This is a genomic window from Actinomadura sp. SCN-SB, from assembly GCF_043906805.1.
Lineage (GTDB): Bacteria > Actinomycetota > Actinomycetes > Streptosporangiales > Streptosporangiaceae > Spirillospora.
The window spans coordinates 96,908-122,275 of record NZ_JBIMPP010000010.1; the positions used below are offsets into that span (position 1 = coordinate 96,908).

Genomic DNA, 25,368 nt, shown 5'->3' on the forward strand with positions numbered 1-25,368 from the left:
GTCGCTCGCCGAACGAAGCGGGTGAATCGTGGAGGATCGTGAACTACCTACGCGTTCCACGTCGCCCCGCTGGTCGTCGGCACAGGGTCACCTGCGGGAACGTTCGAGCGCGTCCCAGAAACCGCGGCGGAGGGCGTGCCGCACCTCGTCGTGCAGCAGGAAGTCGATCGGCAGCGAGGAGCCCTGGAGCAGCCGCGCCTCCAGGTCGGACGGCATCCGGGGCTTGCGCGCGAGCACGGCCTCCAGCCACAGGGCCGGGGCGTCCCGCGCGACGGACTCGCCGAAGTCCTGCCCTTCGCGGTGGGCGGCCTTGACGGCGTCGGCGAGGGTGGGCGCGGCCTGCTGGGCGGGGACGGGCGCGACCTGCTGGGGGCCGGTGTACGGGCCGTGCGACTGCGGCGCCGGGGGCTGTGAGGGAGGCGGTGGTGACAGGGCGGGGGGTGGCGGGGAGAGCGCGGGCGGCGGGGACGAGGAGGACGGCGGGAGGTACTGGGGTCCGGTGGTGGACGGGGCGGGGGTCGGTGTGGGCGCCGCGTGCAGCGGGGACGGGGGTCCCTGCGAGGGTGACGAGGGCAGGTCGTTCGGGCCCGTCCCGGCTCCCAGGGAGTTCATGGCGCTCATCGAGCCGTTCGCGGGTGGCAGGCGAGGCGCGGACCCGTTGCCGCCGATGCCCGTGTCGGAGGTGAAGCTTCCGATGCCGGTCGTCCCCTGGCCGCCATAGCCGGAGCCCGCGCCGCCGGAGTCGCCGGTCGTGGAGCTGTACGACCCGTACTTGCCGGAGTCATAGCCGGAGCCGGACGTGTCGGTGTCATAGCGGGGGCCGGTGTTGTAGCCGGATCCCGTGTCATGACTTGAGGCCGTGCCGTAGCTCGGGCCCGTGTCATAGCTGGAGCCGGTGTCGTAGCCCGAGCCCGTGTCGTACCCGGAACCGGTGTCGTAGCCGGAGGCGGACGGCCTGGCGAAGTCGGCGGTGGAGTTCTGGCCGGTCGAGGACGAGGCGGACGAGTCGTACGAGGGCGGCGGGCCGGTCAGCGGCGAGGACGGGGGCGGGCCGCTGTGCGGGCCGGTGGTCTGGAGCGGGGTGAGGGAGCCGGGCGTCCCGTGCCCGTTGGACAGCGGCCCGGACGCCGAGGACGGCGAGGCGGAGGACGAGGCGGGCGCGGGGCTGAGCGCCCCGGCGGTCGTGGAGGCGGGGGCCTCGATGCCGGCGAGCAGGTTGACGTACGGGCGGAGCTGCGCGGGGCCGACCTCGATGAGGTCGTCGCATTCCTGGCGGAGCGAGCGGGAGATCGTCCAGTTGCCGTCGACGGCCACGTGCACGACCGTGACGCGGACGCCGAAGTCCTGCGCGTCCACGATGACCTGGGCCAGCTCCTCGTCGCCGCTGACCAGCACCGCCTCGGCCAGCGCGCTGTTGCGGGCCAGCGTCATCAGATCGCGGTGGATCTCGGTGTCGACGCCCTCGCGCTTGCCCGGTCGCATCCGGCCGAGCCGGAGCTTGAGCCCGGGCAGGTCGGCCAGGGCCTCGTGTTCGAGCGAACGCCGTCCTTCGACGGTGGCCTCGTACCAGTAGCAGCGCAGCATCGGCAGGCCGGTGCGTTCGCAGGCGAGGTTGCCGAGCAGCTGGAGGAGGCCGCCGAAGTCCCAGGAGACGGTGTCGCGATGGCGGGTGCCGTGCACCGCCAAGGCGCCGTCCGCCAGCAGGTAGCCGGCGTCTACGAACAGCGCGCAGCGATCCATGCGACATCGCCCTTCCTCAACACGGGACCTCTCGGGAAGCCCACTCCTCGGTCAGGTCGGCGAGGGGAGCATCGGCGGGCGGTCTCCCCTCTCTGCTTCGGGGGTCGCGGGCCGGGGAGAGACCCGGCCCGCCTTAGCGTATAGAAAGCCGTCAGCCACGTAGGCCAATACGGCGATTCGCCACTCTTTCATGACACTTCGTGACTCGCCGCCGCGCCGTGTGGCTCAGCGCGGACGCTATCAGCCTTTCCGGTCTGTCCCCGATTCCGCCACATGATCTTTACATGAGGATTCGATGGCGTGGAGGCGCTCGGTGGCGGGACGGCCGCCGGGTCAGCAGATGGTGGCGGTGCCCATCCCGGTGAGCGAGGTCGCGTCGCGCGGCGTCTCCCAGCGGACGCGGCAGCGGCGCCCGTCGAGCTCGACGGTGGCGATGGCGTTGTCGAACCAGGGGCCGTCGGTGATCCGCCATTTCAGCGGGGGCGGCGCCACCTTCGACAGCCGGGCCAGCAACCGGAACGGTCCGGGCACCACCCGCGAGCACGCGATCTTGTTGGCCCAGCGGAACCTGCCGACCAGCGGGTTGCGCAGCGGCGAGCACACGACCTGCGTGATGGCGGTCCGCGTGCTCGGCTCGGTGACGCGCGCCAGGTAGGAGTAGTGGATGTCGCCGGACAGGAAGGAGATGCTGGCCGGCGCGTCGCCGCGCTCGCCGCGCGCCACCGCGACCACGTCCTCGGCCACGGCGCGGAACGAGGCGTCGAACGCGGCCCAGTGCTCCAGGTCGGCGCCCTGCCGCAGCTTCTCGCCGAGCCGCGCGGCCCGCCCGCCCCAGGCGCCGCCCGACATGGCCTCGTTCCACGCCTCGGCGTGATGGATGGCGCGGGGCAGCAGGTACGGCAGCGAGCTGGCGATCAGCAGGTGGTCCCTCCCGCCCTGGCACTGCTCGTCCAGCCACTGGAACTCGTCGTCGTCGAGCATGCCGCGGCGGTCGGCGGTGAGCAGGCGGGAGCAGCGGCTGTCCACGACGATCAGCCGGGTGCCGCCCCAGTCGTGGACGTAGCTCCAGCGTGTGGTGGCGGGCTCCTTGTCGGCCCGCTCGGCGAACTCGTCGATGATCTCGGCGGCGTCCACGCCGTCGGCGGCGGCCGCGAGCACCTTCGCGTACAGCGGCTCGGCCGCGCGCTGCTCCGGCGACAGGTTGCCGAGGTGCTGGTAGATCCAGTACGAGCCGATGCCGCCCGTGATCCGCGCCCGCCACCACGGCTTGGCCCACATCTGCCGCCGCCAGGTGTAGGAGGTGTTCCAGTCGTCCCGCACGTCGTGGTCGTCGAAGATCGTGTACGTGGGGACGGTGGACAGCAGCCACCGCACCGCGGGGTCGTCGCACCACGCCAGCTTGTAGAGCATGGTGTAGTCCTCGAAGTCGGCGACCTCGCCCTCGGGCTCGGTGCCTGGGGCGCGCCGCTCGGCCAGGTACGCCCGCATCTCCTCGCCCAGCTCGTCGGCGTAGATCTGGTCGCCGACCATCAGGAGCACGTCCGGCGAGGCGGAGTCCCCGGCGCCGGACGCGGCGAGGCGGTGGGCGAAGGCGGACAGGGCGTCCAGGCCGTGCAGCCCGGCGCGGTCGGGCGAGCGGCGGCAGGAGCCGAACGAGATGCGCACCGGTCCCGAGGGGTCGATCGTCCTGATCACCGGGGCGGGGAACGGGCCGCCGGGCTCCGGCCACACCCGCTCGCCGTCCAGCGCGACCGCGTAGGGAATGGTGGCGCCGGGTGCCAGATCCTCCAGGTCCACCAGCGCGTAGTGGTGGCCGTGCGCGGTGAACGTGGAGGCGGAGGCGTCCACGCCGTGCTCTTCGCTGAAGACCCGTACCTCGCAGGGACGATCGGTCTCGACCCAGATCGTGGCGGTGCGGTCGGCCACGTGCCGGAGCAGGGGCCCGAGTACCAAGGCGGTCATAACAGGCTTCTCTAGCGGACCCGCGGTGGCCGCGTCCAACGTTTCGGCGGTTCGGTCCCGTGACGTTCGGCGACGGTTCGGTGTCGTGGCGCCCGGCCGGATCCGGCCGGGCGCGTGACCGCCGGGCCGGGAGACAGTAGACGCTACCTAAAGATCGCCCGAAGGGATCCCGCCATGCCCCCCACTCCCCGCACCACCCTGTCCGTCCGTTACAACCCGGTCATCGCCTGGGTGGCCCTGGCCCTGGGCGCGCTCAACTTCGTCCTCGGCGCCCTGGTGCCGTCGCTGGTGAACATGGTGCTCGGCATCATGTTCATCGTGCTGGGCGCCCTGTACCTGAGCCGGGAGTACTTCACCTACACCACGCACACCCGCACCCTCGAAGTGATCGCCCCGATCGGCGCACGCCGCGCGTTCCGCGGGGAGGACGAGTCGTCGCTCGTCGTCGAGGGCAACCGGATCGTGCTGATGCGGGCGGACGGCCGCCGCAAGAAGCTCCCGGTGATGCGCTGGATGTCGCGTCCCGAGCAGTGGGACGCCGTGATCGCGGCGATCGGGGAGACCCGGAAGCCCGCCTGAGCCGTCAGGGGAGCAGCCCCGCGCGCCGCGCGTTCCGTACGGCCTCCGTACGGGTGTGACTGTCGAGCTTGCGCATGGCCGACTTCAGGTAGCTCTTCACCGTGGCGGGCAGCAGCCCGAGCTGGGTGGCGACCTGCGCGTTGGTGCAGCCGATCGCCACATAGGACAGGACGTCCAGCTCGCGCGGCGACAGCTCGGGACGGGGTTCGGGCTTCGCCGTCCCGGCCGTGGCGAGACGGTGGGACGCGTCCAGGAGCCTCGCGCGCACCTGCGGGTCGGTGATCTGGTCGGCGAGGCCGCGCAGCTCCGCGTGCACCGCCCGCACCTCCTCCCAGCGGGCGGACGCCTCCGCGGGGCTCGCCGCGGGGGTCCCGTCGGCGTGCAGGCGGGCCAGCGCCTGGTCGGCCTCGTCCCGTACGGCCAGGTCCTGCTCAAGGTCGCGGCCGGCCTGGACGGCCATCGCCACCACCCGGTCGGCGATCGACAGCGGCTCGCGCAACGCCCCGTACAGGACGCCGCGCACCCGGCGGCGCACCACGACGGGGACGGCCACGATCGACAGCAACCCCTCGTCGGCCACCGGGGCGTCGTAGTCGTGGCTGATGGTGGACGCGCGCGGGTAGTCACTGACCCAGACGGGGCGGCCCAACGCCATCGCCTTCCCGCCCAGCCCGGAGTTGCGGCGCACCACCAGCCCGTCCAGGGAGCCGGTGACGCCGCCGACCAGCTCGGTGATCCGCATCCGGTCGGGGCCGCACAACGCGCCGCCGAACACCATCGGCAGCCCGGTGGACCGCTGCAACGCCAGAACCGCCGTGCGCACCGCTCCCGCGTCGTCACCCATGCCCCGAGCATGCACGGCGGACGCTCCGTAGTGAAGTGTCCCGGGTGATCCGGATCACCCGGGACGCTCCTCAGGCGGTGGGGACGTCCTTGCCCGGGAGGCCCAGGATGCCGATGGCCTCCTCGCGCATCTGGACCTTGCGGACCTTCCCGGTGACGGTCATCGGGAACTCGTCCACCAGATGCACGTACCGGGGGATCTTGTAGTGGGCGAGCCGGCCCGCGCAGAACTCCCGCAGCGCCTCGGCGGTCAGCGGCCCGGCGCCGGGGCGCAGCCGGATCCAGGCCATCAGCTCCTCGCCGTACTTCTCGTCCGGGACGCCGATGACCTGCGCGTCCACGATGTCGGGGTGGGTGTAGAGGAACTCCTCCACCTCGCGCGGGTAGATGTTCTCGCCGCCCCTGATCACCATGTCCTTGATGCGGCCGGTGATGGTGACATAGCCCTCGGCGTCCATGACCGCCAGGTCGCCGGTGTGCATCCAGCGGGCGGAGTCGATGGCCTCGGCGGTCTTGTCCGGCTGCTCCCAGTAGCCCAGCATCACCGAGTAGCCGCGGGTGCACAGCTCGCCCGGCGTGCCGCGGGGGACGGTGACGCCGCTTCCCGGGTCGATGACCTTGATCTCCAGATGCGGGTGGACGGTGCCGACCGTGGCGACCCGGCGGTCCAGCGAGTCGTCCGCGCGGGTCTGCGTGGACACCGGCGAGGTCTCGGTCATGCCGTAGCAGATCGCCACCTCGGTCATCCCCATCCGCTCGATGACCTGCTTCATCACCTCCACCGGGCAGGGCGAGCCCGCCATGATCCCGGTGCGCAGGGACGACAGGTCGTGGCCGGTGAAGGAGGGGTCGTTCAGCTCGGCGATGAACATCGTCGGCACCCCGTACAGCGAGGTGCAGCGCTCGGCCGCGACCGCCGCCAGCGTGGCCGCCGGGTCGAACCCGGACGCGGGGATCACCACGCAGGCGCCGTGGCTGGTGGCCGCCAGGTTGCCCATCACCATGCCGAAGCAGTGGTAGAAGGGCACCGGGACGCAGACCCGGTCCTCCTGGTCGTAGCCGCACAGCTCACCGACGAAGAACCCGTTGTTGAGGATGTTGTGGTGGGACAGCGTGGCGCCCTTGGGGAACCCGGTCGTCCCGCTGGTGTACTGGATGTTGATCGGGTCGTCGGCGGTGAGGTCCCGGGCGGCCTCCGCCAGCCGCGCCCGGTCGCCGTTCCGGCCCGCGTCGTGCAGCGCGTCCCACGACTCCCGCCCGATCAGGACGACGTCGCGGAGCGCGGCGCACCGCGGCCGCACCTCCTCGATCATCGCCGCGTAGTCGGAGGTCTTGAACGTGGGCGCGGCCACCAGCGTGCGGATGCCCGCCTGGTCGAGCACGAACTCCAGCTCGTGCACCCGGTACGCGGGGTTGATGTTGACCAGGATCGCGCCGATCTTCGCGGTGGCGTACTGGACGAACACCCACTCGGCGCGGTTGGGCGACCAGATCCCGACGCGGTCGCCCTTGGTCACGCCCAGGTCCAGCAGGCCCAGCGCGATCGCGTCGATCTCGGCGGACAGCTCCGCGTACGTCCAGCGGCGGCCGGTCTCGAACTCGACCAGCGCGTCCCGCTCCGGAACGGCGGCGGCGGTGCGGTCGAAGTCAACGCCGATGGTGTCGCCCAGCAGGGGCTTGGCGGAGGTGCCGGAGGCGTAGGAGAGCTCGGTCATCGCAGATCCTCCTCCCGGAACTCGCCTTCGGGACGTGCGGACGGGTCGGGATGCTTGGCGGCCTCCTCGGCGCGCAGCTCGACCCGGCGGATCTTGCCGGAGATGGTCTTGGGCAGCGCCGCGAACTCCAGGAGGCGGACGCGCTTGAACGGGGACAGTTGCTCCCGGCAGTGCTCGAAGATCGCCTTGGCGGTGTCGGCGGTCGGCTCCCAGCCCGCGGCCAGCGTCACGTACGCCTTCGGCACCGCGAGCCGCACCGGGTCGGGGGACGGGACGACCGCGGCCTCCGCCACCGCCTCGTGCTCGATCAGCACGCTCTCCAGCTCGAACGGGGAGATCCTGTAGTCGGACGCCTTGAACACGTCGTCGGCGCGGCCCACGTAGGTGATGTAGCCGTCGGCGTCGCGGGAGCCGATGTCGCCGGTGTGGTACACGCCACCGGCCATCGCCTCGTCGGTGCGCTCCTCGTCCCCGTGGTACCCGGTCATCAGGCCGAGCGGGCGGTCCTCCAGGTCGACGCAGATCTCGCCCTCGTCGGACGGCTCCCCGGTCGCCGGGTCCACGAGGGTGATCGTGTAGCCGGGCACGGGCCGTCCCATCGAGCCGGGCTTGACCGGCTGGCCGGGCGTGTTGGCGATCTGGACGGTGGTCTCGGTCTGCCCGAAGCCGTCCCGGATCGTCACCCCCCACGCCTCGCGGACCCGCTCGATCACCTCGGGGTTCAGCGGCTCGCCGGCCGCGACCACCTCCCGGGGCGGGGTGGACAGCCGGGACAGATCGGACTGGATCAGCATCCGCCAGACGGTCGGGGGCGCGCAGAAGCTGGTGATGCCGCACCGGTCCATCTCGTTCAGCAGCCGGTCCGCGTCGAAACGCGTGTAGTTGAAGATGAACACGCAGGCTTCGGCGTTCCAGGGCGCGAAGACATTGCTCCAGGCGTGCTTGGCCCAGCCCGCCGAGGAGATGTTCAGGTGCACGTCCCCTGGGCGCAGCCCGATCCAGTACATGGTGGACAGGTGGCCCACGGGGTAGCTCGCGTGCGTGTGCTCGACCAGCTTGGGGCGGGCGGTCGTGCCGGACGTGAAGTACAGCAGGAGCGTGTCGCTGGAGAAGGTCGTGCCGTAGGCGTCGAACGCGGTCTCCGCCCCGTACGCCTCGCCGTACCGCAGCCAGCCCTCGACCTCGGGTCCCACCGCGATGCGCGTGTAGTCACCCGGGACGTCGGCGAATCTGTCGGTGGCGTCCGAGCGGACCACGACATGCTTGGCCTTGCCCCTGGTGATGCGGTCGCGCAGGTCGGCCGCCCCCATGAGCGGGGTGGTGGGGATCAGGACCACGCCCAGCTTCATCGCCGCCAGGATCGTCTCCCACAACTCGACCTGGTTGCCGAGCATGAGGATGACCCGGTCGCGCCGCCGCACCCCCGCCGCGCGCAACCGGTTGGCGACCTGGTTGGAACGGCGCGACAACTCCGCGAAGGAGTACTTGGCCTCCGAGCCGTCCTCCTCCACGATCCACAACGCCGGGCGGTCGTTGCCTTCGGCGATCGCGTCGAACCAGTCCAGCGCCCAGTTGAACCCGGTCAGCACCGGCCAGCGGAACTTCTCGTACGCCGTCGCGTAGTCCTCGCGATGGGCCAGCAGGAAGTCGCGGGCCGCGCGAAACTCGACTGCCGTCATGGCTCCTCCTCGTAGTAGCCGCACAGCGACCCCGATGACATGGATCGTTGGCCAAGCCTCCGGCGCGCACCACCCCCGAAAGGGGGTACTCGGCTGTCTACCCAGCCGCGTCCCGCACTCCTCGGTGAGCGTCCGGTGCGCACGTTATCCCCCGGGGACGCAGGGGAGGGCGGGAAAGCACGACCCGACCCGCGTCCGGGGGGTCGTTCGGGACGCTTATCCTCTGGCGTGCGAAGAGCGAAGGAGGCGTGATGCGCGTCGACCACACCAGCGTGCCGCGTCTCGCCGGTGCCGCGCCGCCCGCCGTGGACCCGTCCGGACGGTCCTACGCGGTGATCGCGGTGGGGGCCGCCGCGCGGCCCGTCGCCGGCCGCTGGCTGGCGGAGCTCGCTTCGCGCGCCGACCGGCCGCCCGTATGGTCGGCGCGGGTGGACCGGCTGGACGGGACGGTGCTCGCGGCGTTCGAGGAGCGGCTGCGGGCGGCGACCGTCGGATGGCGGCTGATGCTGGCCGGACCCGAGGCGGACGTCATGCGCCTGCGGGCCCGGGCCGTCCGGGCGGGGGCCGTGCCCGCGGAGATCCGGGAGCACGCCACCGAGGCGGACCGCCGCCGGATCCATTGCGCGCACTGCCGGGCGATCACCGAGGCCGAGGTCGGTGTGGGCGGGACGGTGGAGTGCCGGGGCTGCGGGCTGACGCTGCGGTGTCAGCGGCACTTCTCGCGACGGCTGGCCGCCTACCTAGGGGTCGAGGCGTCCTGATGGCGGCGTTCTCCCTTGTCGTTCGGTCCGTGGAGGCGGTCGGGGACGGCGTTCTGTCCTTCGCGCTGGCGCCTCCCGGAGGGAGAGGGCTGCCGCCGTTCGTGCCCGGGAGCCATCTGGTCGTCCATTGCGGCGAGCGGCGGCGGAACGCCTACTCGCTCACCGGATCGGGCGCGCCCTCGGCGGAGTACCGGATCTCGGTGCTCGGCGCATCGGCGGACGGGGGTTCGGCGTGGATGCATCGCCTGTCCGTTGGCGACGAGGTGAAGGCCGAAGGGCCGCGCAGCGCGTTCCCACCCGTCGCCACCGCCCGGCACCATTTGCTGATCGCAGGCGGGATCGGGGTGACGCCCCTGCTGTCCCACACCCGTGCGGCCGTCGAGTGGGGGCGGTCGTTCACTCTGTTCTACGCGCATCGAACCGGTGCCCACGCCGATGAGCTACGGGAACTGTGCGGTGAGCGGCTCCGGGAGTTCTCCGGGCGCGACGAGTTCACGGTCGCGCTCCGCGATGCCCTGCGATCCCAGCCGCTGGGTACGCACGCCTACGTGTGCGGGCCGTCCGGGCTGATCGACGCGGTGCGCGGGCTGGCCGCCGAGGCGGGCTGGCCGGACCAGCGGATCCATGTCGAACGGTTCTCGGCGGACGATCTGGAACCCGGACGACCCTTCACCGCCAGGCTCGCCAGGAGCGGGATCGAGGTGGAGGTGCCGTCCGGGGTGAGCCTTCTGGAAGCCCTGGAACGGGCGGGTGTCGAGGTGCCACACATGTGCCGCCAAGGCGTGTGCGGCGAATGCCGGGTAGGGGTGCTCTCCGGGCGTCCCGAGCACCGCGACCTGTTCCTCTCCGAGGGTGAGCGGGCGGCGGGCGACGCGATGATGTGCTGCGTCTCGCGTGCCCTGGACGGGAAGGTCGAGGTCGATCTATGAGATCCACGAAACCCGAGCGGTTCCCGTTCCCGTTCACCTCCGGCACGTTCAGGTACAGCACGAACGTGGAGCCCGCGCCGTGCCCGGTCACCACGGCGGCGGGGTCGTGGGGCGGCACGGTCGTCGACGTGGGCGACTCCTACCGCGACGAGCTCGACTTGCGCGGGCGCATCCTCCGGGCCGATCCCAGCCGTTGCACCGTCCTGCCCCACATGTGGCCGGCGTGCTGGGACGCCCTCCTCTACCTGCTGGGCGAGCTGGCCGCCGACCATCCCGAGGCGATGACGTTCGAGCGGGACGGGCGGAAGTGCCGGTGGCGCAACGACCTGCTGGGCGTCGAGAAGACCTTCACCATCGGCGACCGGAACTCGCTCCCGGGCGGGCCGCTCCGTTTCGCCGGGGAGCAGGTGCAGGAGGACCTCGTCCTTCTCGACCAGCGGGAGGACGAGTTGTGGGCCGACGCCGGGCTGGTGACCTTCGCGGCCGACTGGTCCCTCGCCTTCGACGTCGGGATGGCCTTCCAGGACGTGCACGGGCCCGTGCCGCCCCGCGTCCACGAGGAAGGCGTCTTCACGCGCGCGGAACGGTTCCTCATGCGGCTCCAGCCCGGCCAGGCGTACCGGCGGACGAACTGGAGCATGACCGCCGGGCACCGGCTCGACACCTCGACCGAGAACGCGCCGTCCTGGACGCCCGAACGCGAACGCATGATCGCGGAGGCGCCGGACGGGCTGCCGGAACGCCTGCACCTGCGGGTCGAGGTGCAGCATCTGGTCCGGCTGGCGCCGTCCGGGGCCGTCCTCTTCCTGATCCGCACGTACCTGCTGTCGCTCCGAGACCTGGCGCAAGTGCCGCAATGGCGGCGCGATCTCGCCTCCGTACTGGACGGCCTGCCGGACGACGTGGCCGACTACAAGGGCCTTACGCGTTACCGGCAGGCCGCCGTGGATTACCTACGCGCGACCTGCTGACGGCCGTTACACCGGGACCGGGTGCTCAGTCCTCGCTGGGACGGCGGGCCCAGGCGACGCCGCCCACGCCGAGGACGACGACCAGTCCCGCCAGCCCGATCCACAGCCACCCGGACGAGGAACCGTCCGAGCCGCCCTGCCCGGCCGCCGGGGCGGTCGCGGCACCGGCGGACGGGGCCGCGCCGGGCGCCTGGGCGGGGTCCGCCGCGGGCGCCCCGGACGGCCCGGACCCGCCCGAGCCCGGCGAGCCCGTCACCGTGAACGAGAAGGTGCCGGTCACCGGGTGCCCGTCGGTGGAGACGACCCGCCAGCCGACGCGGTAGGTGCCGTTCGGGAGCGTTCCGTTCACCGGCTGGGTGACGGTGTCGCCGGACGCCGTCGCCGCCCCGGCCTCGTGCCGGGCGCCGTCCGGCCCGGTGAGGATCACGCGCGGGAGGCGGACGGTCTCGGTGTAGGTCAGCGTGATCTCGGTGGGCGGCGCGACCTCCGCGCCCGCCTTCGGGTCGGACGACTTCAGCGCGGTGTGCGCCGAGGCGGGCGCCGCGCCCAGCCCCACCATGGCGGCCACCAGCAGGCCCGCCACCCCGATCCGCACCGTACCGACCCTCGTCACGACTGCCTCCTCGCACGTGCGAGCCCGAATCCGCCGACACCGACACCGGCCACGCCCACGGCGAGGCCGAGCCCGCCCAGGAGCCGGGCCGTCCCGTCCTCCGTCGCGTCCGTCCCGGCCGTCCGGGACGCGGTGATCGCGGAGGCGGGGCCGGACGCCGGTGCCGCGCCCTTGGGGGTCAGGGTGAGCGAGGGGGCCGGGCGTTCGGGCTCGTCCCGGCCGTCGCCGGGATCCTGGTCCCACTTGACGACCTCGTCGTTGGAGTAGGACTGCTCGGCCTTGAACAGTACCCGGTCGACCCCGGTGGGCAGCGGGCCCATCGACACCTCGAACTCCTCGAACTCGCCGGGGCCTATCCTCCCGCCCGACCAGGTGATGGTGGACACCGCCTCCGTCAGCTCGCCGCCCTCGATCTTCACGGGACGGGCCGGCCTCTCGGTCTTGACCTTGACCTTCCAGCCCGGGACGGGCCGTACCGACACGTGCGCGATCGGGTGCTCGGCGGGCATGCGGATCAGGACCTTGGTGGTGTCGGCGTTGTCGCGCTCGTTCGGCACGCGGAAGGACACCTTGGTGAAACCGCCCTGCTCGGCGGTCTTGGGGTTGGCGGTGACATGCGCCGAGGCGGCGGTGGCGAGGCCGGCCAGCGACACGGTGGTCAGGGCCGCCACGACGGCGGTCCTGCGGACGCGCGAGGACGCGTGCAAGATCATGGATCTCTCCAGGGACGTTCGAGACGTACGGGACGTCCGGAAGCGCCAAAGGGGCGTTCCGGGTGGCGTACGGCGCTCGGCGCGCCCGAGGCCCCGGGGCCGCCCAGATGCGAGCCTGGGCCGGCCCGGGTGCTCAGCCGTGCGCGAGCGCCCTCGAACGTGTGGGTGGTCCCCGTCGTACGACCAGGTGTCGCAGGATGAGGCCGACGGTGCTGGTCTCTCCCACCGCCGGTACCAGAACTGTACGGGCAGGAGGCGCCGGGGGTTCAACGTCGGAGAAAAGAGCGAGCAGCGCGCGGACGGGGCGATCCGCCAGATCCGCGACGCGCCGGGCCAGCGACCACGCGGCCCGTTCGCCGCGCCGCAGCCACCATGCCGAGATGACGGCGGCGGCGACGTGAGCCAACGTCATCGAAAGTCCGGATTCGTGCCCCGGAATCTCCGTGACCGCGTGATGCCCGGTCCCCGGGCCCGTCACCGGAAGGGCCGGCGAGGTCGCGGCCGTGTAGAGGCTGTGGAGGGCGAACTGGCCGCCCAGCAGCCCGCCCAGGATGGTCGCCAGCGACCGTTCGTGCCCGGCCAGCACCAGCGTCACCGCCAGCACCCCGGCGAAACCCGCGAGCATCGCCCAGAGCGGGATCTCGGCGGTCGAGGTCAGCTCGTGCCCGACGCTCGCCAGCGTCACGCAGACGGTGGCGAACGCCACCGCCCGTGAGCTCCGGAAGAGCGGTCTCTGCGGCTGCGGAGGGAGCGCGGACATGGCGCCGACCATCGTCCCACCAACCCCTCGCGATCTCTATACCACCCCGGGGAACCGGGGTCCCGCGGGCGGCGGCTCAGTCGTCGGCGGGGAGGGTGAAGAGGCGGATGTACTCCTCGCGGAACTCGGCCGGTTCCTCCTCGGGTTTGACACGACGCCCCGCACTATGGCTCTATTGTGCTAGTTAACTAGATGAATGGAGCTTCTGGTGATCGAGTTCCATCTGGACGGGAGGTCGGGGGTCTCGCCGTACCTGCAACTGGTCCGGCAGGTCCGGCAGGCGCTCCGGCTCGGGCTGCTCCGCGAGGGCGACCAGCTCCCCACGGTCAAGGAGGTGGTGGCGGGACTGGCGATCAACCCCAACACCGTCCTCAAGGCGTACCGGGAGCTCGAACGGGACGGGCTGGTCGCGGCGCGGCCCGGGGTCGGGACGTTCGTGACGGCGACGCTCGCCGACGCCTCCCTGGCCGCGCACGAGCCGCTGCGCCAAGAACTGCGTCGCTGGCTGGCCAAGGCGCGCCGGGCCGGCCTGGACGACGAGAGCATCGAGGCGGTCTTCATGACGACCTTTCGCGAGGCCGCCGAAGAGGAGGACATAGCGTGAGCGAACGTGTCGTTCTGGAGGCCCGGGGCCTGGGCAAGAGATACGGGCGGCGCTGGGCGCTGACCGACTGCGATCTGGAGATCCCCGGCGGGCACGTGGTGGGCCTCGTCGGGCCGAACGGGGCGGGCAAGACGACCCTGCTGAACCTGGCCGTCGGGCAGCTCGCACCGGACGCGGGAAGCGTCCGCGTGCTCGGTGGCGACCCGGCCGGCGGCCCGGAGCAGATGGCCAAGGTCGGGTTCGTCGCCCAGGACACCCCCACCTACGCGGGGCTCACCGTCGCCGACCACCTGGAGCTGGGGGCCCGGCTCAACCCCGCGTGGGACGCCGCGCTGGCGCGCGAGCGCGTCGAGCGGCTCGGGCTCGACCCGCGGCGCAAGGCGAGCAAGCTGTCCGGAGGCCAGCGGGCGCAGCTCGCGCTGACCCTCGGCATCGCCAAGCGGCCCGAGCTGCTGATCCTGGACGAGCCCGTGGCCGCGCTCGACCCGCTCGCGCGGCGCGAGTTCCTGCAGAGCCTGATGGAGACCGTCGCCGAGCACGGGCTCAGCGTCCTGCTGTCCTCCCACCTGGTGTCCGACCTGGAACGGGCCTGCGACTACCTGATCGTGCTCGTGGACTCCCGGGTCCGGGTGGCGGGCGAGATCGAGACGCTGCTGGCCACCCACCACCGGCTCACCGGGCCGCGCAGGGACGCCGGCAGGCTGCCGTCCGACCAGCACGTCGTGTCCGCCAGCCACACCGACCGGCAGAGCACCTACGTCGTGCGCACCGACGGGCCGATCCACGACCCCGCCTGGACGGTCAGCCAGGTCGGCCTCGAAGACCTCGTGCTGGCGTACATGGACACCACCGCGAGCGACCGCGACCGCCCCGCCCTGGAGGTGCTGTGATGATCTGGCTGACCTGGCGCCAGTTCCGGGTGCAGGCCCTCGCGGGCGGCGGCGCGCTCGCGCTGCTGGCGATCGTCCTGGGCGTGACCGGGCCGGACCTCGCGGACGACTACGCATCCGGCCTGGCCACGTGTGGCGACGCGGAGGACTGCGAGAGGTTCGCCGAGTCCTTCTTCGCCGATCACCAGCCCGCGTTCCTCGGCCTCCTCGCCATCGTGCTGCTCACCCCGGCGCTCGTCGGGCTCTTCTGGGGCGCGCCGCTGATCGCCCGCGAGGTCGAGGCGGGCACGCACCGGCTGGTGTGGAACCAGAGCGTGACCCGGACCCGCTGGCTGGCGGTCAAGCTCGCCGTCACCGGCTCGGTGGCGATGCTCCTCACCGGGCTGGCCGCCTTCGCGGTCGACTGGTGGGCCGAACCGCTCGACGAGGCCGCCGGGCTGGAGGCCGCGCGGATGACCCCGCTGATGTTCGACGGGCGCGGCATCGCGCCGATGGGGTACGCGGCCTTCGCGTTCACCCTCGGCGTGGCCGTCGGGCTGCTGACCCGGCGCACGCTCGCGGCGATGGCCGTCACGCTCGCCGTCTTCGCCGTCGTGCAGATCGCGATGCCGCTGGTGGTGCGGGAGCGGCTGCTGCCGCCCACCAACGTCACCACGGAGATCACCCGCGCCAACCTCGGCGGGTTCATGTCCAGAGGGCCGGGCATGCCGATCAAGCTGACGGTCAAGCCCGACGACCCCGGAGCGTGGATGCTGACCAACGAGACCGTGGACAGGTCGGGCAAGGTCGTCGACACGGTGCCCATGAAGATGGGCGTGGGACCCTGCACGGAGCAAAGGGCGCCGGGGCCGCCCGGGCCCGCGGCGGAGTGCCTGGCCGAGATCAAGCGGCTCGGGTACCGGCAGAAGCTCGTCTACCACGGCTCGGACCGCTTCTGGCCTCTCCAGTGGGCCGAGACCGGCGTCTACGCGGTCCTGAGCCTCGGCCTGGCGGGATTCTGCTTCTACCGGATCCGCCGCAACCTGTCATGACGGCCTGGGGGCCGTCCACGTGAAGGAGGGCGGCCGGCGCTCGTGGAAGGCGGCTATGCCCTCGTGCATGTCGCCGGACGGGCCGCCGGCCTCCCTCATCCACTGGAGGGTGAGCGTGTCCGCGTCGCCGCCCGCGCCGAGCGCGGTGACGATCTCCTTCGTGGCCCGCTGGGTGAGCAGGGAACGGGACGCCAGCGTGGCCGCGAACGCCGCGACCCGCTCGCGCAGGGCCGTCCCGTCCTCCACGACCTCGTCCAGAAGGCCGATGCGCAGGGCGTGGGACGCGGAGACGAGCTCGGCGGAGTAGAGCAGGAACTATCCACCCCGGGTCTCTGACCAGGGGCCGGACGGCCGATAGTCGCTCTGACCTCGCTTCTCTCCTCCGATCAGTTCCGATCGTTTCCCGGCTTTCCCGGACCTCTGGCGGAACTGAGACGGAACTGAGAGCGCGCGGTCCGCCGCGCGGGCACGCCCCGCCGCGCCAGACATGAAGCGGCCCCGACCTAGTGACCTCACCACCGGCCGGGGCCTTGATCCGGACAACGGAGGTCCGAACCCATGAACGAGAAGCCTATCCGTCCCACCCCCGCCCAGTGGCCCGGCGGCGAGCTTGAGGCCGTCCGTGCCGCCGCGGCGGCGGCCGAGCGCGCCGACCGCCGCGCCCAGTTCGAGCGGCTCCAGCCGTGGACGCGCGAGCGCATCGAGTACCTCGCCGAAGCGCTGGAGGTCGAGGTGCCCGACGACAACGCCGAGTACGCCTCCGCGTACCGGCTGGGGTACCTCACCGGCGCCGTCAGGGCACTGCTGTGGGAGTTCGGCCTCATCGAGGACGACGAGCGATGAGCACCGGCATGGACGAGGACGTGGCCCGGTTCCTGCTTGAGACCGCCCGGCAGCTCGCGCTGATCGCCCAGCAGATGATCGTCACGGTCGAACTCGCCGAGGAGGGCGGGGTGCTGCCCAGCACGGGCGGCACGGCCGGTCAGCGCCGGGAGCGCCGTCACCTGCGCCCGGTGAAGGACGAGTAGCCCGGGGAAGGGCACCACGAGAGCCCCGCACGGCCTGCCGGTCGGCGGGGCTCCCGCACGTCACGCAGGGTCCGGCCCGCACGCGCGGGGGCGGTCAAATGCTCAAATTAAAGCAATTAAGCAAGACGAGGTCCGGCCCGCACGCGCGGGGGCGGTCATCAGCATGCGGAAATTTCCGCACCCTCCCAGAAGTCCGGCCCGCACGCGCGGGGGCGGTCAGCTGACCTTCGGAAAATTTTCCGAAGGTCCCAGGTCCGGCCCGCACGCGCGGGGGCGGTCATCAGCATGTCGGAATTTCGACACCCTCCCAGAAGTCCGGCCCGCACGCGCGGGGGCGGGAACTTACAACTAGTTGTAAGTTCGGGATCGCTCAGGTCCGGCCCGCACGCGCGGGGGCGGAAATACCGAACCGGTGTACGTCGCACTGTAGGAGGTTCCCACGTGGTCCAATTCCAGGCCGGGCAACGCCTGACCGCCGAAGCGCTCAACTCCCTGGCCGAGATCCTCGGCAACGTCCAGGGCATCACCGTGGGCATGGTGACGATCACCCCCGTGGCGGGCGTGGTCACCTCGCAGACGGTCACCGGGCTCACCACCCCCGGCACGAACTTCGCCGCGTTCGTCACGGCGAGCACCGGGGTCCCCGGGACCGTGGAAGAGGTGAGTGCGTCCGAGGTCACCGCCACCCAGCTCACCGTCAACCTCATGCGGTCCAACACCACCAACACGGGCGTGTGGTGGGTCCACATCGGATACAGCTAGGGCGGGCTGAGAGATATCAGCTGATATCTCTTCCGCGGCCGGTCCGCCTACTCGGCGCCGTCCTGGTCGTCTCCGGCCGGCGGCTTGACGAACGTCCCACGGCCCTTCACCGCCCGCAGAAGCCCCTCCGCCTTGAGCAGCGCGAGCGCCTTCTCCACCGTCGCGCGTGCCACGCCCAGATCCTCGCTGAGCTTGGGCACGGACGGGATGCGCCGATCCACCTCGTACGAGCCATCGGCGACACGCGACCTGATCAGGTTGGCCACCTGAACATAGATCGGGTCCGGCCCGTCGAAGTCGATCTCACCCACCATGAAACCGTATGTGACCTGCGGTAATGCTATGAAAGCGCAGGAAGCACTAGGAAGGTCTAGGAAGGTTGGCTACGCTGTGCGGCACGCACCCGACAGGAGACGGAGCGATGGACGGCGGACCCCCGGCACGACTCTTCGAGCTGCAGAACGCGCTGCACCGGCACGGCCTGGACGCGACCCTCACCGCCCGCGGACTGGTCGTCCGCAACTACCACGCCCCCGGCTGCTGCATCGACAACCCCTGCGCCGCCGACACCATCACCTGCCGCCCCCGCCACGACGACGGCGACCGGCTCTGGTTCTACACCTCGTGGAACCACCCGTTCGCCGAAGCCGACCCCGCCCGCATCCCCGACGCCGCCCTCGCCGTCCGGTCCTACCTGACCCGCGACTACGGCTGGATATCCGGCCCCATGTAGAGGCCGCGGACGGCGGAACCGGCCGACCTGCGGCGCGCACCCCGGCCCATCACGCTCTCATCTCCCCTACCCCCCTGGGCAGGGCCCCCTCACGAGGTGTGCCCGAACGTCGAGGAAAGCAAATCGCGGTGCGTACGGGTCTGGGACTCCCGGGCCGTGACGTTCCGTACCCGTAACGAACAGGTCACAACGACCTGAAGTTCCGTACCAGATCTCTCGCGCTAACCCCCGACGCTCGAGAACCCCCAGGTAGGGGCCCTGCCCCCACCCCTGGCGGGATCACTTCTCGCCTGGCCTGAGGATGCCTGGATGTGGTTCGGGCTCTCGACGTCGGCGCGGACGCGAGGCGTTGAGCCTTGCCGCGTTCTCCTTGCCGGTCTTGGTGGCGTGGCATGGGGTGCAGACGGCTTGGAGGTTGTTCGGGTCGTGGTTGTCGCCGGGCTGGATGTGGTCGACCTCGGTCGCCCGTCCTTGGCAGCGTGGCCCCTGGATGCGGCAGGTGTGGCCGTCGCGCTCTAGGACGGCCCGGCGTAGGCGGGGCCACTGTGGGGGTAGGGGGGTGCGTCTCCAAGGGCCTGAGGGCTTGCTGGCGTAGGGCATCGGGTCACCTCGGGTGTGGTCTGTCCGTCGTCGCCGCACACCGTGCAGGTCATGCCGCGCGGTGTCCGGGGAGCCGGTCGGGCGGCGTGGTGGAGCACCGTGCGAGCCGCGCCAGGGTGACCCCGGCCGGGGCGCCGTCGACGTCCTCGGCGGCCAGGACGAGCACCTGCCAGTAGTCGTACAGCTCGACCCCGGCCGGGGCCGCCGACCGCAGTTCCTCGTGTGAGGGCGTGCGGTCGGCGGTCTCGGTCCAGGTGTCCAGGACGGTCACGACGCCACCGTGACCTTGTATGCGCGGTCGGCGTCGACCAGGGCGGCGCCGGCGAACGTGCTGACGGCGCAGATCTCGGCGAGCTTGGAGGCGTCGAAGTCGCGGACGACCCGCAGCGTGAACCCGTCCTGAGTGCTGATCGCCGAGTCGACGCTGGCGACCTGGACGGGCGCCCGGTTGCCCATGACGAACGCCGACCGGTGGTAGGCGCACAGAGACCCGGCGGTCAGGGTGTTGGACTTCACCAGGTTGAACCCGGCGTAGCGGCCGATCGTGGCGTCCTGGATGGCGCTGGGGGTGCCCAGCGCTGAGGCGTCCTCGATGGCCGGGTAGTCCAGCAGGGCCCGCGCGGCGGCCGGGGACACCGCACACCACCGGTTCCCGGCCTCGACGTCGACCTCGTCGAGGGCCTGCCCGGCGTCCTTGATCGCGGCCGCGTAGTCGTCGGCGGTGGGGGTCGCCGGTACGGTCGCGTCGGCGACGAGGGCGTTGATCGCGTCGGCGATGTACTGCTCGCTCTTGCGAGCTACGGCCTGGACGGCGGGCTGCAGGACCTGGGCGCCGAAGTCCTCCAGGTTCAGGGCCAGGTCCTCGTCGGTGAGCGTGGCCGCGCTGTAGATGTGGTTGACGACCAGGGGCACGCCGGTCTCGCCGATGGTGTCGAGGGTGATGGTGGCGCCGGGGGTCGACTGGACGTTCGCGGTCCGGTTGGCGCGGACGCGGACGGTGATGGTGTCGCCGGACGAGCCGCCGAACTCGGTTCCGGCCACGCGCTCCACGGTGCGGGGCAGGACGACGGACCGGTGCAGCAGCGGAATCGCCAGGCGGGCAATGATTGAGCTGTTGAGCATGGCCACGACGGGCACTCCTGTTGGTGTTGGTGATGGTCGGTGGTCCCCGTCGCGGGGTGCCGGTGGCCCATCGCGGGCCTAGCGGCGGATGATGCGCTCGGCGAGCTTGTCGACGTCGAGTCCCTCGCCGCGTGAGGCGCCGGGAGTCAGCCGCTCCTTGGGGCGCCCGAACGGGCTGGCGGTGGTGCCGGTAGGCGCACCGAACGCGGCCAGCAGGTCGTCGGCGTCGGCCTCCAGCTCCTCCCGGGTCGTGCCGGTGAGGCGTTTGGCCTGCGCGTCGGTGAGTCCCTTGGCCCGTGCGACGTCGGCGCGCAGCTGCGCGGCTTCGATGTCGGCGAGTCGGCGGTTCGCGTCGGCGAGGGCCTTTTCCGCTTGGCGTCGCGCTTCGCGTTCGGCCTTGAGTGCCTTGATCCCGCTCTCGCCGAGTGTCTCGTCGGCGTCCTGTTCGGTGCCGGTGGTGTTCTGTTCGTCAGCCATCGCAGCTACTCCCGTCATCGCGACGTCACCGGCAATTCTACGCCTGTTGAATTGCCGGTGACGAGCGACTGGCCGCGCCTTATGCGGCGGTGGTGAACTCGTGTTCGCGGGTCATGTGGTCGGCGCACGTCCGGCAGGCTCGGCGCGGCTCGTTGGTGCACTCGGGCACGGCGCACGTGCCAACCCCACCGGGCGGGGGGTGACCGGAACCTCCGGAACCTCTGGAACTTTGCTGGTCAGAGTGGGTGTCACCGGTTCCGGTTCCGTTCGCGTGTCCGGAACCGGAACCGGGGACACCCTCGTTGACCTGCGAGGTTCCGGAGGTTCCGGAAGTTCCACTCCCCTCCTGCCGTGGGGGGAGGTAGCGGCTCCACGCGTCGTGTAGATGCTCTCGGCGGTACCCCTGCAACGCCACGCCGTTGATCTTCACCTTCGTCGACGAGACGCCGTAGGGCTTGAGCATCTTGGCCAGATCACGGGCGTTGAACGCGCGGCCGTACCAGTCCGCCCATGGCGCTTCGTCGAGCTTGTGGAGCGCTTCCAGGATGTCGGTGCCGTGCATCGCTTCGGCGTCTCCGAACACCTCGCGGAGGTCGGCCAGGAGCCGCACACCGGCCGAGGTGTCTTCCTCAGCCTGCCCGGTCAGTGTCTTGCACGCCTTGCGTGCCCGGTCGGGCCAGTCACCGCCGGCCTCGTCGGCGACGGCGATGAGCGGCTCCCAGTTGTCAGCCGCCCGGTCCTCCACGGGCATGGCGGGCTCGGCGTCGGTGAGGGCGTCCAGGCGGCCCCGTATCCACGCGGTGATGCGGTCGCGCAGCTCGTGCAGTGCGGGGGCGTCGCGGCGCGTACGGAACGGCTGGACGCGCTCACGGGGCGCGCGCCGCCGCATGCGGATGATGACGGCCCGGTCCTCGATCGTGTCGGGCAGCGACCCGATACCGGCCAGGGCCGCCATGGCGAACGTGGGGCAGTGCTCGGGCTGCCGCAGCGCGGCGTCCCACCGGACGTACGGGCGGCCGCGCTGATGCCCGGCGTTGATCAGCCCGCGCAAGTCCTCGTGGTTGTCGGCCGCCTTCTTGCCGAACACGGTGTCGGCCTCGTCGAGCAGCAACGTCGGCGGGTCGTCGTCGATCGACCGGACGAGGGCGGCCGGGGAGATGTTCACCGTGATGAGCGGGTTGTGGCACGTCTCGGTGATGACGTCCATCAGCCGGGACTTGCCGCACCGCTTCTCCGGCGCGGTGATGGCGAGGCGGGTGGCGTGCTGCCACGCGGGTTGTGCGTGCGTCGCGGCGGTCCACAGGGTGACCGCGTCGTATGCCTCATCGGATGGGAGGATGACGTACCGGACGAACGCGGCGCGCAGCTCGTCGAGCAGTGCCGCGCCGTGGAGGGGGACGTCGAAGTCGTTCAGGTTCACGTGGCACCACCGATCTTGCGGCGCGCGGACTCCACCGTCCGCCACGCTTGACGCTCGTCGTGTCCCGGTCCCACGGCGGCGGCCACCAGGTCCGCGAGGTCATCGTCGTGACCCTCCCGGATGGCCGTGCACGCGGCCCAGTACAGGCCGCGATTCCGGTTGCCCTCCGGCTGCTGGGCCATCCAGGCGACTAGTCCCTTGATGCCGCTGCCTCGACGGCGCGGCGGCCGGGGCGCGGCCGGGCGCGGCGGGTCGAGTAGCCGTGCGGCGCTCGGCCAGTCGAGGACGCCGGACGCGCGGCGCTGGTCGAGCAGCTCATACGCCCGTCCGTGCACGGTCGAGGGCGGGGCGAGGACGTATCCGCCGGTGGCCTTGAAGTCCAAGAAGTGGCGCTTGAGCGCGCCGCACCTCTGCCCGGTCCCCGCGAAGTAGGTGTGTAGTCCGCCGGAAGGCGTCCGCACGAGTGCCAGCGCGCCGGCGAGCAGCCCGGCGCGCTTGAGCCGGTTGAACGCTGCGTACCCGTTCCCGGCTTCCTTCACGTCGACGTCGAGGACGTCGACGGCCGGGGCACCGGTGGCTATGGCCACGTTCGCCGCGGGCATCCGGCGCCACCACTCGCCGATCACGTCCGGGTCGGTGGTGGCGTCCTTGAAGCCGTGCACGGTCGCCGGTTCCTTGCTCTGCGGCTTGCAGGGGAACACCGGCCATCCTCGTGCGGCGTAGTCGAAGGCGGCGCGCAGTCGTAGACTGGGCGTGACGTAGCCGCCGCCCAGCTGCTCGTCTTCGACCGCCCCGGGATCGCCGTCCTCGGGGCGGTTCTCGTTCGTGGTCATCGGGTGGCGCTCCCGCCCGTCTCGGCGTAGCGCTCGTTCTCCCACGCGATGACGTCGGCCAGCTTGTACCGGGCGTGTCGGCCGATCTTCATGTACCGGGGGCCGGTGCCCTCGCTGTTCCAGGAGTAGACCGTTCTCACCGGCACGCCGAACCGTTCGGCCAGGTCCTCGATGGTCAGGTGCTTCTCTGTCACCACGTCTCCAGATTCGTCGGATCGACAACTAGATTCGTCGATCTTCCAAGCGTCACAGGTAGCTTGCGGTAGTCGCTGGACGCTTGTCAACTCGCCGTGTACGTTCGTTGATATGACGAAACCAGAGCGACCCACACCTAGCGATGTGGTCGGCGCGCGCGTCCGGGAGGTGCGTAAGCGGCGCGGCTGGACGGCGGCCCAGCTCGCCGCGCGCTGCACCGAGGCCGGCGCCCCCGAGATCACGGCATCGGTCGTCACCGACCTGGAGACCGGACGCCGAGACAAGACCACCGGCCGCCGCCGCCGCAACATCACCGTCGACGAACTGCTCGCGCTCGCCCTCGCGCTCGACGTCGCCCCGGTCCACCTGCTCGCACCACTGAAGGAGGGCGCCTACTGGGTGACCCCCGGCCGTGCGGTCAAGGTCGGGCTACTCCGGCACTGGATCCGGGGGCACGAACCGTTGTCCGACAAGACCGACCGGCGGACGTTCTTCGGTGAGGTCCCCGAGCAGGAATGGCAGCCACCGCCCCCACCCGACGCCGAGGCCATGCGGCAGTTCATGGAGTTCGTGCGCTCCCAGCAGGACGGGGCCTGACCGTGGCGCGCGTCAAAGACCTGTGGTGGACGTCCAGCTCGCCGCGGCGCAAGACGGCGCGGCACCCGGACAACGGCGGGAAGAAGGACGCCAAGCGGTATCTCGCATGCTGGATCGGGCCGGACGGTCGGGAGCGGACGAGGGCGTTCCCGGACAATGCGAGGGGGAAGGCGAAGCGGTACGCCGAGGACATGGAGGCGGACGCGCGGCGCGGTACGTACGTCGAGCCGAGAGCGGCCCGGACGACCGTGCGGGAGTGGTGCGCGACGTGGCTTGCGGGCTACCGGACGCGGCGGCCGAAGACCGTGCGATCGGCGCAGGTGCACATCGCCAAGATCCTCGACGAGTTCGGCGATCTGCCGCTGTCGGCCGTCCGGCCGTCCCACGTGCGGGCATGGTGCGCGCGACTCAAGGACGAGGGCGCGGCCCCGTCCTACGTGCACGCCCTGCACGGGCGTCTCTCCCAGATCATGGGCGACGCCGTGCATGACGGCCTACTTGTCCGATCCCCATGCTCCCGGCGGACGTCCCCGGGCGCCGGGAAGCAACGGCCGTACGTCGCGACCACGGCGCAGGTGTGGGCGCTCTATGACGCGATGGGGGAGCGGTACCGGGCGGCCGTCCTGCTGGCCGCGTTCGCCGGCCTGCGCGTCGCCGAGGCGTGCGGCCTGCGCGTCGCCGATGTCGACTTCCTGCGGGGCGTGATCTCCCCGGCCGTCCAGTACCCGGCCGACGAACTCAAGACCGAGGTGTCCCGGACGCCCATCCCCATACCGCGCCTGCTCGCCGAGCATCTGTCGGCGCAGGTGGCCGCGTACCCGGCCGAGACGATCCTGACGAGCACACGCGGCGGTCAGCTCGCGCCCCGGACGCTCGATGACGCGTTCGCTGCGGCGCGCGACAAGGTAGCGGGGCTCCCGGACGGGTTCCGGTACCACGACCTACGGCACTACTTCGCGTCGCTGCTGATCGCGTCCGGCGCGGACGTGAAGACCGTTCAGGCTCGGCTACGGCACGCGTCGGCCAAGACGACGCTCGACACCTACGCGCACTTGTGGCCCGACCGGGACGAGTCGACCCGGGCGGCCGTCGAGGCGGTTCTGGCCGCTCGCGCGGAACAGAGCCGGAACCAGGGTGAGGCGCGGTGATGAAGCGCGAGGTCAGGCGGCCTGCGGGACATGCCGCGCCGAGTAGAGCAGGTACTTGGCGGACGAGGCGCCGACCTGCCGGACGAGCCGCCGCGTCGCCGACAGCGGGTAGACGATGCCGAGCCGGGCCGGGGTGATGCCGAAGCGCGCCCCGGCGGTGGCGAACCGCAGGTCGCAGGCCAGGGCGAGCTGGCAGCCGCCGCCCACGCAGAAGCCCTCGATGGCCGCGATGGTCGGCTTGGGGAACGCGGCCAGGGCCTCCTCGGCGACGGTGGAGGGGTGCGGGTCGCCGCGCCGCCCGATCTCGGCGAGCTCGCCGATGTCGGCGCCGGCCGAGAAGTCGCCGCCCGCGCCGGTCAGCACCACCACCCGGACGGACGGGTCGGCCGCGAAGCCGTCCAGCAGGACGGGCAGCCGCAGCCACATGGCGGTGCTCATGGCGTTGCGCTTGCCCGGCCGGTCGATGGTCAGGGTCGCGACCCCGTCGGCGACCTCGCCCCGCAGCCACTGGTCGGCGGTCATCCGCCCCCTCCTCGTTCACGATGCGCCGCAATCGTAGGGTGCGGCGATCTCGGGGTCCGACTCCGCCCTGGGGACGACCCGTCTCCTCCCGCCGTCCACCCAAGGGTGAGCTGCGATACACCACCTGTGGGTGAGGAATTC

General features: G+C 71.6%; 31 protein-coding genes. 13 read left to right on the forward strand and 18 right to left on the reverse strand.

The genetic code is table 11. The annotated features are described in order from the left end of the window. Positions 1 to 87: 87 nt before the first annotated feature. Both ACGWYJ_RS09150 and ACGWYJ_RS09155 read right to left on the reverse strand, forming a co-directional pair. Positions 88 to 1,740, reverse strand: a complete 1,653-nt coding sequence (locus ACGWYJ_RS09150) for an NYN domain-containing protein (RefSeq protein ID WP_395105244.1) — start codon at positions 1,738 to 1,740, stop codon at positions 88 to 90. Between the two features lie 333 nt (positions 1,741 to 2,073). Next, on the reverse strand, positions 2,074 to 3,702 hold the full coding sequence (locus tag ACGWYJ_RS09155; protein ID WP_395105245.1) for an alkaline phosphatase D family protein: 1,629 nt from the start codon (positions 3,700 to 3,702) through the stop codon (positions 2,074 to 2,076). Positions 3,703 to 3,876: 174 nt separating this feature from the next. Between ACGWYJ_RS09155 and ACGWYJ_RS09160 the strand changes: the two genes are divergently transcribed. Continuing rightward, positions 3,877 to 4,281, forward strand: a complete 405-nt coding sequence (locus ACGWYJ_RS09160) for a hypothetical protein (RefSeq protein ID WP_395105246.1) — start codon at positions 3,877 to 3,879, stop codon at positions 4,279 to 4,281. Positions 4,282 to 4,285: 4 nt separating this feature from the next. Here ACGWYJ_RS09160 and ACGWYJ_RS09165 read toward each other — a convergent pair whose 3' ends face one another. The 3 genes from ACGWYJ_RS09165 to ACGWYJ_RS09175 all read right to left on the reverse strand — a co-directional run bounded on the left by ACGWYJ_RS09165 (position 4,286) and on the right by ACGWYJ_RS09175 (position 8,518). After that, positions 4,286 to 5,125 (reverse strand): response regulator transcription factor, encoded by an 840-nt coding sequence (locus ACGWYJ_RS09165; RefSeq protein WP_395105247.1) that lies wholly within the window; start codon positions 5,123 to 5,125, stop codon positions 4,286 to 4,288. A gap of 70 nt (positions 5,126 to 5,195) precedes the next feature. Then, complete coding sequence (locus ACGWYJ_RS09170) at positions 5,196 to 6,839, reverse strand: AMP-binding protein (protein WP_395105248.1); 1,644 nt, start codon at positions 6,837 to 6,839, stop codon at positions 5,196 to 5,198. Then, positions 6,836 to 8,518: an AMP-binding protein gene (locus tag ACGWYJ_RS09175; RefSeq protein ID WP_395105249.1), complete on the reverse strand. Its 1,683-nt coding sequence runs from the start codon at positions 8,516 to 8,518 to the stop codon at positions 6,836 to 6,838. Before ACGWYJ_RS09175 ends, ACGWYJ_RS09170 begins: the two co-directional genes overlap by 4 nt. A 251-nt stretch (positions 8,519 to 8,769) precedes the next feature. Here ACGWYJ_RS09175 and ACGWYJ_RS09180 point away from each other — a divergent pair, with 251 nt between their 5' ends. The 3 genes from ACGWYJ_RS09180 to ACGWYJ_RS09190 are packed head-to-tail and all read left to right on the forward strand — an operon-like array spanning position 8,770 to position 11,179. Further along, positions 8,770 to 9,279 (forward strand): dimethylamine monooxygenase subunit DmmA family protein, encoded by a 510-nt coding sequence (locus tag ACGWYJ_RS09180; RefSeq protein ID WP_395105250.1) that lies wholly within the window; start codon positions 8,770 to 8,772, stop codon positions 9,277 to 9,279. A gap of 29 nt (positions 9,280 to 9,308) precedes the next feature. After that, positions 9,309 to 10,208 carry a PDR/VanB family oxidoreductase gene (locus ACGWYJ_RS09185; protein WP_395105251.1) on the forward strand — a complete coding sequence of 300 codons (900 nt, stop codon included), beginning with the start codon at positions 9,309 to 9,311 and terminating at the stop codon, positions 10,206 to 10,208. Then, positions 10,205 to 11,179, forward strand: coding sequence for a heme-dependent oxidative N-demethylase family protein (locus ACGWYJ_RS09190; RefSeq protein ID WP_395105252.1), 975 nt, complete (start codon positions 10,205 to 10,207; stop codon positions 11,177 to 11,179). Before ACGWYJ_RS09185 ends, ACGWYJ_RS09190 begins: the two co-directional genes overlap by 4 nt. A 25-nt stretch (positions 11,180 to 11,204) precedes the next feature. On the opposite strand, the gene ACGWYJ_RS09195 is transcribed toward ACGWYJ_RS09190, so the two are convergent. The 3 genes from ACGWYJ_RS09195 to ACGWYJ_RS09205 all read right to left on the reverse strand — a co-directional run bounded on the left by ACGWYJ_RS09195 (position 11,205) and on the right by ACGWYJ_RS09205 (position 13,265). After that, positions 11,205 to 11,792: a copper resistance protein CopC gene (locus ACGWYJ_RS09195; RefSeq protein ID WP_395105253.1), complete on the reverse strand. Its 588-nt coding sequence runs from the start codon at positions 11,790 to 11,792 to the stop codon at positions 11,205 to 11,207. Beyond that, positions 11,789 to 12,505 carry a YcnI family protein gene (locus ACGWYJ_RS09200; protein WP_395105254.1) on the reverse strand — a complete coding sequence of 239 codons (717 nt, stop codon included), beginning with the start codon at positions 12,503 to 12,505 and terminating at the stop codon, positions 11,789 to 11,791. The genes ACGWYJ_RS09195 and ACGWYJ_RS09200 overlap by 4 nt, the downstream gene beginning before the upstream one ends. Before the next feature lie 133 nt (positions 12,506 to 12,638). Continuing rightward, positions 12,639 to 13,265: an MFS transporter gene (locus tag ACGWYJ_RS09205; protein WP_395105255.1), complete on the reverse strand. Its 627-nt coding sequence runs from the start codon at positions 13,263 to 13,265 to the stop codon at positions 12,639 to 12,641. Between the two features lie 196 nt (positions 13,266 to 13,461). Between ACGWYJ_RS09205 and ACGWYJ_RS09210 the strand changes: the two genes are divergently transcribed. The 3 genes from ACGWYJ_RS09210 to ACGWYJ_RS09220 are packed head-to-tail and all read left to right on the forward strand — an operon-like array spanning position 13,462 to position 15,790. After that, positions 13,462 to 13,869 carry a GntR family transcriptional regulator gene (locus tag ACGWYJ_RS09210; RefSeq protein WP_395105256.1) on the forward strand — a complete coding sequence of 136 codons (408 nt, stop codon included), beginning with the start codon at positions 13,462 to 13,464 and terminating at the stop codon, positions 13,867 to 13,869. Further along, positions 13,866 to 14,759: an ABC transporter ATP-binding protein gene (locus ACGWYJ_RS09215; protein WP_395105257.1), complete on the forward strand. Its 894-nt coding sequence runs from the start codon at positions 13,866 to 13,868 to the stop codon at positions 14,757 to 14,759. The genes ACGWYJ_RS09210 and ACGWYJ_RS09215 overlap by 4 nt, the downstream gene beginning before the upstream one ends. Further along, positions 14,759 to 15,790 (forward strand): ABC transporter permease subunit, encoded by a 1,032-nt coding sequence (locus tag ACGWYJ_RS09220; protein ID WP_395105258.1) that lies wholly within the window; start codon positions 14,759 to 14,761, stop codon positions 15,788 to 15,790. The genes ACGWYJ_RS09215 and ACGWYJ_RS09220 overlap by 1 nt, the downstream gene beginning before the upstream one ends. On the opposite strand, the gene ACGWYJ_RS09225 is transcribed toward ACGWYJ_RS09220, so the two are convergent. Then, positions 15,785 to 16,036 carry a hypothetical protein gene (locus ACGWYJ_RS09225; protein WP_395105259.1) on the reverse strand — a complete coding sequence of 84 codons (252 nt, stop codon included), beginning with the start codon at positions 16,034 to 16,036 and terminating at the stop codon, positions 15,785 to 15,787. The two genes, ACGWYJ_RS09220 and ACGWYJ_RS09225, sit on opposite strands and share 6 nt — an antisense overlap. Positions 16,037 to 16,348: 312 nt before the next feature. Between ACGWYJ_RS09225 and ACGWYJ_RS09230 the strand changes: the two genes are divergently transcribed. From ACGWYJ_RS09230 to ACGWYJ_RS09240, 3 genes are all read left to right on the forward strand, one after another. Next, the gene (locus ACGWYJ_RS09230; protein ID WP_395105260.1) at positions 16,349 to 16,633 is read left to right on the forward strand and encodes a hypothetical protein; all 285 of its coding nucleotides are present in this window, start codon (positions 16,349 to 16,351) and stop codon (positions 16,631 to 16,633) included. Further along, positions 16,630 to 16,818, forward strand: coding sequence for a hypothetical protein (locus ACGWYJ_RS09235; RefSeq protein WP_395105261.1), 189 nt, complete (start codon positions 16,630 to 16,632; stop codon positions 16,816 to 16,818). The genes ACGWYJ_RS09230 and ACGWYJ_RS09235 overlap by 4 nt, the downstream gene beginning before the upstream one ends. Positions 16,819 to 17,259: 441 nt before the next feature. Beyond that, positions 17,260 to 17,580 carry a hypothetical protein gene (locus ACGWYJ_RS09240; RefSeq protein WP_395105262.1) on the forward strand — a complete coding sequence of 107 codons (321 nt, stop codon included), beginning with the start codon at positions 17,260 to 17,262 and terminating at the stop codon, positions 17,578 to 17,580. A 47-nt stretch (positions 17,581 to 17,627) separates the two neighbouring features. Here ACGWYJ_RS09240 and ACGWYJ_RS09245 read toward each other — a convergent pair whose 3' ends face one another. After that, a complete protein-coding gene (locus tag ACGWYJ_RS09245; RefSeq protein WP_395105263.1) occupies positions 17,628 to 17,894 on the reverse strand; it encodes a GntR family transcriptional regulator in 267 nt (88 codons plus the stop codon). A gap of 107 nt (positions 17,895 to 18,001) precedes the next feature. Here ACGWYJ_RS09245 and ACGWYJ_RS09250 point away from each other — a divergent pair, with 107 nt between their 5' ends. Then, complete coding sequence (locus ACGWYJ_RS09250) at positions 18,002 to 18,313, forward strand: hypothetical protein (protein WP_395105264.1); 312 nt, start codon at positions 18,002 to 18,004, stop codon at positions 18,311 to 18,313. Between the two features lie 279 nt (positions 18,314 to 18,592). On the opposite strand, the gene ACGWYJ_RS09255 is transcribed toward ACGWYJ_RS09250, so the two are convergent. The 7 genes from ACGWYJ_RS09255 to ACGWYJ_RS09285 all read right to left on the reverse strand — a co-directional run bounded on the left by ACGWYJ_RS09255 (position 18,593) and on the right by ACGWYJ_RS09285 (position 22,959). Then, on the reverse strand, positions 18,593 to 18,913 hold the full coding sequence (locus ACGWYJ_RS09255) for an HNH endonuclease (RefSeq protein WP_395105265.1): 321 nt from the start codon (positions 18,911 to 18,913) through the stop codon (positions 18,593 to 18,595). Between the two features lie 49 nt (positions 18,914 to 18,962). Further along, a complete protein-coding gene (locus ACGWYJ_RS09260; protein WP_395105266.1) occupies positions 18,963 to 19,184 on the reverse strand; it encodes a hypothetical protein in 222 nt (73 codons plus the stop codon). Continuing rightward, complete coding sequence (locus ACGWYJ_RS09265; RefSeq protein WP_395105313.1) at positions 19,181 to 20,035, reverse strand: P22 phage major capsid protein family protein; 855 nt, start codon at positions 20,033 to 20,035, stop codon at positions 19,181 to 19,183. Before ACGWYJ_RS09265 ends, ACGWYJ_RS09260 begins: the two co-directional genes overlap by 4 nt. A 78-nt stretch (positions 20,036 to 20,113) precedes the next feature. Beyond that, positions 20,114 to 20,512, reverse strand: coding sequence for a hypothetical protein (locus tag ACGWYJ_RS09270; RefSeq protein WP_395105267.1), 399 nt, complete (start codon positions 20,510 to 20,512; stop codon positions 20,114 to 20,116). 79 nt (positions 20,513 to 20,591) lie between these two features. After that, positions 20,592 to 21,932 (reverse strand): DUF3631 domain-containing protein, encoded by a 1,341-nt coding sequence (locus tag ACGWYJ_RS09275; RefSeq protein WP_395105268.1) that lies wholly within the window; start codon positions 21,930 to 21,932, stop codon positions 20,592 to 20,594. Continuing rightward, on the reverse strand, positions 21,929 to 22,765 hold the full coding sequence (locus tag ACGWYJ_RS09280; RefSeq protein WP_395105269.1) for a bifunctional DNA primase/polymerase: 837 nt from the start codon (positions 22,763 to 22,765) through the stop codon (positions 21,929 to 21,931). Before ACGWYJ_RS09280 ends, ACGWYJ_RS09275 begins: the two co-directional genes overlap by 4 nt. Continuing rightward, positions 22,762 to 22,959, reverse strand: coding sequence for a helix-turn-helix transcriptional regulator (locus tag ACGWYJ_RS09285; RefSeq protein ID WP_395105270.1), 198 nt, complete (start codon positions 22,957 to 22,959; stop codon positions 22,762 to 22,764). The genes ACGWYJ_RS09280 and ACGWYJ_RS09285 overlap by 4 nt, the downstream gene beginning before the upstream one ends. 112 nt (positions 22,960 to 23,071) lie before the next feature. Between ACGWYJ_RS09285 and ACGWYJ_RS09290 the strand changes: the two genes are divergently transcribed. Further along, positions 23,072 to 23,557, forward strand: coding sequence for a multiprotein-bridging factor 1 family protein (locus ACGWYJ_RS09290; protein ID WP_395105271.1), 486 nt, complete (start codon positions 23,072 to 23,074; stop codon positions 23,555 to 23,557). A 2-nt stretch (positions 23,558 to 23,559) separates the two neighbouring features. Further along, positions 23,560 to 24,705: a tyrosine recombinase XerC gene (xerC, locus tag ACGWYJ_RS09295; RefSeq protein ID WP_395105272.1), complete on the forward strand. Its 1,146-nt coding sequence runs from the start codon at positions 23,560 to 23,562 to the stop codon at positions 24,703 to 24,705. Between the two features lie 12 nt (positions 24,706 to 24,717). Here xerC and ACGWYJ_RS09300 read toward each other — a convergent pair whose 3' ends face one another. Next, a complete protein-coding gene (locus ACGWYJ_RS09300; protein WP_395105273.1) occupies positions 24,718 to 25,227 on the reverse strand; it encodes an enoyl-CoA hydratase/isomerase family protein in 510 nt (169 codons plus the stop codon). Between the last annotated feature and the right edge of the window lie 141 nt (positions 25,228 to 25,368).